This window comes from Mycolicibacterium peregrinum, from assembly GCF_001665625.1.
Taxonomy (GTDB): Bacteria; Actinomycetota; Actinomycetes; order Mycobacteriales; family Mycobacteriaceae; genus Mycobacterium; species Mycobacterium peregrinum_B.
In genome coordinates, this window is the sequence record NZ_LZSY01000169.1 from 46,456 (window position 1) to 52,923 (window position 6,468).

General features: G+C 68.4%; 7 protein-coding genes. 3 read left to right on the top strand and 4 right to left on the bottom strand.

What is annotated here, in order from left to right:
- Positions 1–135: 135 nt before the first annotated feature.
- Complete coding sequence (locus tag A5779_RS26550) at positions 136–1,419, top strand: lytic transglycosylase domain-containing protein (protein WP_064886714.1); 1,284 nt, start codon at positions 136–138, stop codon at positions 1,417–1,419.
- 49 nt (positions 1,420–1,468) lie between these two features.
- Entirely contained in the window at positions 1,469–2,611 is a 1,143-nt protein-coding gene (locus A5779_RS26555; RefSeq protein ID WP_064886715.1) for an Mrp/NBP35 family ATP-binding protein, read from the top strand.
- On the opposite strand, the gene tatB is transcribed toward A5779_RS26555, so the two are convergent.
- The 4 genes from tatB to sigE all read right to left on the bottom strand — a co-directional run bounded on the left by tatB (position 2,608) and on the right by sigE (position 5,845).
- Complete coding sequence (gene tatB, locus A5779_RS26560; protein WP_064886708.1) at positions 2,608–3,012, bottom strand: Sec-independent protein translocase protein TatB; 405 nt, start codon at positions 3,010–3,012, stop codon at positions 2,608–2,610. The genes A5779_RS26555 and tatB overlap by 4 nt on opposite strands.
- 2 nt (positions 3,013–3,014) lie before the next feature.
- The gene (gene htrA / locus A5779_RS26565; RefSeq protein WP_064886709.1) at positions 3,015–4,511 is read right to left on the bottom strand and encodes a serine protease HtrA; all 1,497 of its coding nucleotides are present in this window, start codon (positions 4,509–4,511) and stop codon (positions 3,015–3,017) included.
- 78 nt (positions 4,512–4,589) lie between these two features.
- Positions 4,590–4,988, bottom strand: a complete 399-nt coding sequence (gene rseA, locus A5779_RS26570; protein WP_054602999.1) for an anti-sigma E factor RseA — start codon at positions 4,986–4,988, stop codon at positions 4,590–4,592.
- 77 nt (positions 4,989–5,065) lie between these two features.
- Positions 5,066–5,845, bottom strand: coding sequence for an RNA polymerase sigma factor SigE (gene sigE, locus A5779_RS26575; RefSeq protein ID WP_055116450.1), 780 nt, complete (start codon positions 5,843–5,845; stop codon positions 5,066–5,068).
- Positions 5,846–6,019: 174 nt separating this feature from the next.
- Between sigE and A5779_RS26580 the strand changes: the two genes are divergently transcribed.
- On the top strand, positions 6,020–6,468 hold a 449-nt coding region (locus A5779_RS26580), incomplete at its 3' end, for an O-methyltransferase (protein ID WP_207549121.1).

A 6,468-nucleotide genomic window follows, 5' to 3' on the forward strand; every position in this document is an offset into this window, starting at 1 on the left:
ACACCGGAAACCGGGACTATGTATGGTGACTTGGTTCACAACATGGTATTTGGCCAAAGCTGACCTAAGGACAGGCAATTGCGCGTAGGGGGAGGAGCGGTGTTCGAGACCGCTCGGCGCCGTATGAGCCAGCTCATGCGCTCACCTGTGCTCGGCGTCGCCGTCCTGGCTCCCATCGTTCTGGTCGCCGGCGCCGGGTCTTCCGCATCTGACGTCGACATGTCCGATACCGCGGTCACGCCGCTGGCCGCGGTGCAGCCGCAGATCGACCGCTCGGGCCCCGCGGTGGTCGCCGCGGCCAGGCCCCCCACGAACTTCCGCATCAAGGCGATGACCACGATCTCGGCTCCCCCGCCCGCTTTCGTCGTCAATACCCCTGGTGCCCTTGGCATTCCGGGTACGTCACTGAAGGCGTACCGCAATGCCGAACGGATGATGGCCGCGGCCTACCCCGGTTGCGGGATCAGCTGGAACCTGCTGGCCGGCATCGGCCGGATCGAGTCGGGGCACGCCAACGGCGGCGCCACCGATGCCCGCGGCACCGCGGTGCGGCCGATCTACGGTCCCGCCCTCGACGGCACCCTGCCGGGCAACGAGATCATCGTCCAGAGCGCTCAGGCCGGGCGGATCTCCTATGTCCGGGCGATGGGGCCGATGCAGTTCCTGCCCGGAACCTGGGCCCGCTATGCCTCCGACGGGGACGGTGACGGCAAGGCCGACGTGCAGAACGTGTTCGATTCGGCGCTGGCCGCCGCCCGCTACCTGTGCAGCGGCGGGCTCAACCTGCGGGAACAGTCCCAGGTCATGACCGCCATCCTCCGGTACAACAACTCGGTGGCCTACGCCCGCAACGTGTTGGGCTGGGCCGCCGCGTATGCCACGGGCGTGGTGCCGGTCGACCTGCCGGAGATCACCGGGTCCATTCCGCCGATCGGTGATTCGCATCTGGACAATCCCGAGGGCCTCGGACCGGGCCTGCCGGCCGATGCCACCGGGCTGCCCGCTGGCGATCCGCTGGCTCTGATCCCGCTGCTCAACCGCAATGAGACCGGCACACAGAACGTCCCGGGATTCGCGCCCGGGCAGGTGCTCGGCCCGCTGCCCGGCCCGGCCCAGGCCATCCCGTCCGAGACGCCCGCCGCCCCGCCGCCGTGGGTCCCGCCCTGGGAGCAGCCGCGCCAGCCCGCATGCGTGGTGTTCTGCCTGGGCGAGCAGGCTCCCCCGCCGGCTCCGGCGCCGCCGCTGGGGCCGCCCCCCGCTCCAGGACCGGGGCCGGTCCCCGCTCCGCAGCTGGCGCCCCCGCCGGGACCGTTGCCTGGCGCGCCGGTCGGCCCACCGATCGAGGCCGCGCCTGCCGCACCGGCACTTGTCGGGCCGGCACCCGGACCCGCGCCGGGACCGGCACCGGGTCCGGCCTGATGCTGGCCTGAATCCAGGTCGCGGTGCCGCCGCCGTAGACTCAGCGGTGATGTCCGAATCTGCCACTGAGCTGCAATCCGCAGTTCGCGCTGCGCTGGCCAAGGTGATCGACCCCGAATTGCGGAAGCCGATCACCGAACTCGGCATGGTCAAGAACATCTCGATCGATGCCGACCACGGCGTCCACGTCGAGATCTACCTGACCACCGCGGCCTGCCCGAAGAAGACCGAGATCGCCGACCTCGTGACGGCCGCCGCCACCGATGTGCCGGGCACCGGCGCGGTCAAGGTGAGCCTGGACGTGATGAACGACGAGCAGCGCGCCGAACTGCGCACGCTGCTGCGTGGCGATTCCCGCGAACCGGTGATCCCCTTCGCCCAGCCCAACTCCCTGACCCGGGTCTACGCGGTCGCCTCCGGGAAGGGCGGCGTGGGCAAGTCCAGCGTGACGGTCAACCTGGCCGCGGCGATGGCCGCCCGCGGTCTGTCCGTCGGTCTGCTGGATGCCGACATCTACGGCCATTCGGTACCGCGCATGATGGGCACCAACGACCGGCCCACCCAGGTCGACTCGATGATCCTGCCGCCGATCGCCCACGACGTGAAGGTCATCTCGATCGCCATGTTCACACAGGGCAACACGCCCGTGGTGTGGCGTGGGCCGATGCTGCACCGAGCCCTGCAACAGTTCCTGGCCGACGTCTACTGGGGCGATCTGGACGTGCTGCTGCTCGATCTGCCGCCCGGCACCGGCGATATCGCAATCTCGGTGGCCCAGTTGATCCCCGGCGCGGAGATCCTGGTGGTGACCACTCCGCAGATGGCTGCCGCCGAGGTGGCCGAGCGCGCCGGCGCGATCGCCCTGCAGACCCGTCAGCGCATCGCCGGCGTGGTCGAGAACATGTCCGGTCTGCAGATGCCCGACGGCACCGTCATGCAGCTGTTCGGTGAGGGCGGCGGCCGTCAGGTCGCGGAGTCGCTCACCCGCTCGGTCGGCGCCGAGGTCCCGCTGCTGGGCCAGGTCCCGCTGGACCCGGCGCTCGTGGCAGCCGGGGACTCCGGAGTTCCGCTCGTCCTGTCGGCGCCCGAATCAGCGGCCGGTGCCGAGCTGCGCAAGATCGCCGACGGACTGTCGGCCCGCAAGCGGGGCCTGGCCGGGATGTCGCTGGGTCTGGATACCGCGCGCCGCTAGGTGGCGTCGGGGTCGAACGTCGTGCCGGCCGCCTTGTCTACCGGCTTGCTGTCGATCTCACCGGCCGGCTTGTCGCCCGGGACCGACGGCTGCTGATTCTTACTGTCGTCGAACGCCCCGGTGAGGAACGAGTCGTCGCCGTCGAGCAGATGCTTGGTGAGCGCGGCCCGCGGCGTCATGCCGCGCAGCTTCTGCAACTCGGCCAGGGGCTGCCGCAGATCGTCGAACTCCGGGCCCAGGTCTTCGCGCAGCTGGCTGGTGGCACCGCTGACATAGTCGCGTGCCTGACGCAGGGCGCCGGAGGTCCACCGGATGGCACCGGGCAGGCGCTCAGGCCCCAGGATCACCAGACCGGCGATCACCAGGACCAGCATCTCCCCCCATCCGATGTTCGCGAACATCGCTACTGCGCTTTTTGATCGTCGCCGATCGGCGTGACCATGAAGGTCATGGGCCGACCGTCGCGGAGCACCTCGATCGGGGCTTCCTGCCCGATGTGGAGCTGACGCACCGCGACCACCATCTCGTCGGCGTCGGCAACCTTGCGGTCCCCGACCTTCACCACCACGTCGTTCTCCAGAATGCCGGCCTTGTCGGCCGGGCCACCGGCGTTGACGTTGCGGACCTGCGCACCGGAGGCCACGCTGTTGCTCACTGTGACGGCGCTGAGCAACAGCGTCGGATGCGCGACCTTGCCGTCCTTGATCAGGTTCTCGACGACCTGCTTGACCTCGTTGACCGGGATGGCGAAACCGAGGCCACTGGCGCTGTCCGACAGGGACTTTCCGGCCGTGTTGATGCCGATCACCTCGGAGGACATGTTGATCAGCGGGCCACCGGAGTTGCCGTGGTTGATGGAGGCATCGGTCTGAAGGCCGTCGATCACCGTGTCGGTGTCCGACCCTTCGCCCGACAGGGGCACCGGCCGGTGCAGCGCGCTGATGATGCCGTGGGTGACCGTGCTGCGCAGACCCAGCGGGGCGCCGGCCGCGATGACTTCCTCACCGACGCGCACCTTCTCGGAATCGCCCATCCGCGCCACGACGAGATTGTCGACGTTGTCGACCTTGAGTACCGCCAGGTCGGTCTTGGGGTCGCGACCGACCAGGTTGGCCGGCACTTCCTTGCCGTCGTTGAAGACCACGGTGATCTGGTAGTCGGCGGGCTTGCTTGCCGCATCGGAGATCACGTGGTTGTTGGTGACGATGTAGCCCTTGCCGTCGACCACGACGCCGGAGCCCTGCGAGCCCTCGGTCTTGCTCTTGGCCTCGATGGTCACCACCGAGTCCTCGACCGCTGCGGCCACCGTGGCGAACCGGCCGGCGTCCGGGGACGGCAGGTCACCGGTCTCCAGTGTCACCTTCGAGGTGGTGAAGGCCTGCACGGTACCTGCGGTCTTCTGCCCGACCCAGCCACCGATCGCGCCGACCATGAGCGTGATCAGGAGCAACACGACCAGCGCGAGCCACGACACGCGGCCGCCGAACAGCACTTCGCGGGCACCCAGCTTGCCGATCGGCGCAGGCACGATCACCGGAGCGGCCGGTGCCTGCGCGGGCGTGCCCAGCGCCGGGACGGCGCCCGGGTTGCGCCATGGGTCGTCGAAGTCGTCTTCACCTGCGGTCCGCTCGGCCTCGAGTGCCCCGGCGTCGGTGGGGTGCCGCTGCAGCGAGTCACCGCCGGCGGAGGGTCGACTGAAGGCCTCGGCCAGCACGGGATCCGGCGGGAGGTCCTTGGGGGCGTACTCGCCCTGGTCCTGGTACTTCTCTGCACCGAGGAACGAGCCGTCCACACCGGCGGGACGGCCGAACGTGCGCTGCGACAACTGGTCGACGGGTGGCCGCTCGACAGGGCGCGGTTCCAGACGGCCGCTCTCGTCGGACTGGTCCTGATTGGTCACCGGTGTATCACTCTCTATCGGAGCGCCCGCCCCAGCCAGATAGGCCGACGCCGGTCACTGATCGCCTTGTGGTCCAGCCTACCGGCGCTTACGCCGACTCCGCGTCGGGTCATCAGCAAACTGAGGCTGTTCGTCGACGTCAGCCGGGGGCTGCGGACTGTGGTGCGGAATCTGCGACAACAGTCCCAACAGGGAATTCGGAATGGCTATCGGACAGGAATCCCGCAATGCGGCCCGGGCCTGACCCTGGGCATCGACCTCGGCCGCGCAGTCCGGGCACAGGGACAGGTGGTGCGCGGCCCGCAGATGCGCACTCATCCTCAGCTCACCGTCGACGAAGGCCGCGATGGCCTCGGTCGACAGGTGTTCGGTGGAACCGAACTGTCGAGGTGCACCTACCGGTGCATCGCTCTGGGAGGCGAACTGCGCAGGCAACCAGGAGAATGCGCGACGGAACACGTGTCCCGGGTCGACCATCGCCCAGCTCCTCCCGCCATGACCAAATGTCCTGACCCGAATGTAGCGCGACCGGGCGCGCCGAACACCAACCACCACTAGGCGGATTTGGCGGTTTCCGGCGAGTGCTTCGCCAGGTACTCGCGCAAGGCCTGCCGACCGCGGTGAATGCGGCTGCGGACGGTACCGAGCTTCACACCCAGCGTGGCGCCGATTTCTTCGTAGGACAGACCCTCGATGTCACACAGGACCACGGCGGCGCGGAACTCCGGCGCCAGCGAGTCCAGCGCGGCCTGCAGATCGGCTCCCAACCGCGAGTCGTGGTAGATCTGCTCAGGGTTCGGATCGTCGGCCGGCACGCGGTCGTAGTCCTCGGGCAGCGCTTCCATGCGGATGCGGCCACGACGACGGACCATGTCCAGGAACAGGTTGGTGGTGATGCGGTGCAACCACCCCTCGAACGTTCCCGGCTGGTAGTTCTGCACGGAGCGGAACACCCGGATGAAGGTCTCCTGGGTCAGGTCCTCGGCGTCGTGCTGGTTACCCGAGAGGCGATAGGCCAGCCGGTATACCCGGTCCGCGTGTTGACGCACCAGTTCGTCCCATGACGGCATGGCAGCCTGATCGCCGGTGGCGTCGAACACGGCGGTGCCGGTCAACTCATCAGACGGCTCCACCCATTCGCCTGCGGTGAATTGCTCCAGGTGGGCCATGGTCACCGGGGCGGCCTGGGTGGCGGGGTTCGAGGTAACAGCGTTCGCGCTCGTCGGATCCTCCTGATCACAGTTTTCACTCAGCTCAACACGACTGATGACTTCGCTATTCCGATTGCTGTCCTGGTTGTGCTGGGCAGTGCGCCAGCGGGCGCCGTGTTCCATGCGGATACCGTTCCTGATCCCGGTGTGGCGGGCATATGAGCAATCTGAACTTTCCCTGAGAAAGCCGACGATACGTCCGGTTACCTGCGCAGACCAGCGAATTTTCAGTGGTGATACCTACCACCCACGGGCGTGTCGCGACGGTGCCCCCGGCCTCTGGCCTACGCTGCGGGCATGGTCAGCTCCAACCCCGGTCGCGCCGAAGCGATCGTCACGCATGCCGAACGGTCGATCTCCGAAGACGAGATCGTCGCGGCCGCGCGTGAGCGGGCCGAAGAACTCGGCGCGGGTGCGGTGACGCCGGCCGTCGGAGCGTTGCTGAGCGTGCTCGCGCGGCTCACCGGAGGCCGGGCGGTCGTCGAGGTCGGCACCGGTGCCGGCGTGAGCGGGTTGTGGCTGTTGTCCGGTATGAGCGACGACGGCGTACTGACCACCATCGACGTCGAGCCCGAGCACCAACGAATCGCCAAGCAGGGGTTCAACGAGGCCGGAGTCGGCCCGGGACGTACCCGTCTGATCAGCGGTCGCGCCCAGGAGGTGCTGACCCGCTTGGCGAGCTCGTCCACCCGGACCTTGAGGTCACGCATTGCCTTGGGGCGGAACCAATCTGCCCCGATCAAAAT

Bases quoted from the DNA above. Each gene is read 5' to 3' on its own strand.
- A5779_RS26555 (WP_064886715.1), top strand. From the start codon at position 1,469: ATGTCCGAATCTGCCACTGAGCTGCAATCCGCAGTTCGCGCTGCGCTG.
- sigE (WP_055116450.1), bottom strand. From the start codon at position 5,845: ATGGAACACGGCGCCCGCTGGCGCACTGCCCAGCACAACCAGGACAGC.
- tatB (WP_064886708.1), bottom strand. From the start codon at position 3,012: ATGTTCGCGAACATCGGATGGGGGGAGATGCTGGTCCTGGTGATCGCC.
- rseA (WP_054602999.1), bottom strand. From the start codon at position 4,988: ATGGTCGACCCGGGACACGTGTTCCGTCGCGCATTCTCCTGGTTGCCT.
- A5779_RS26550 (WP_064886714.1), top strand. From the start codon at position 136: ATGCGCTCACCTGTGCTCGGCGTCGCCGTCCTGGCTCCCATCGTTCTG.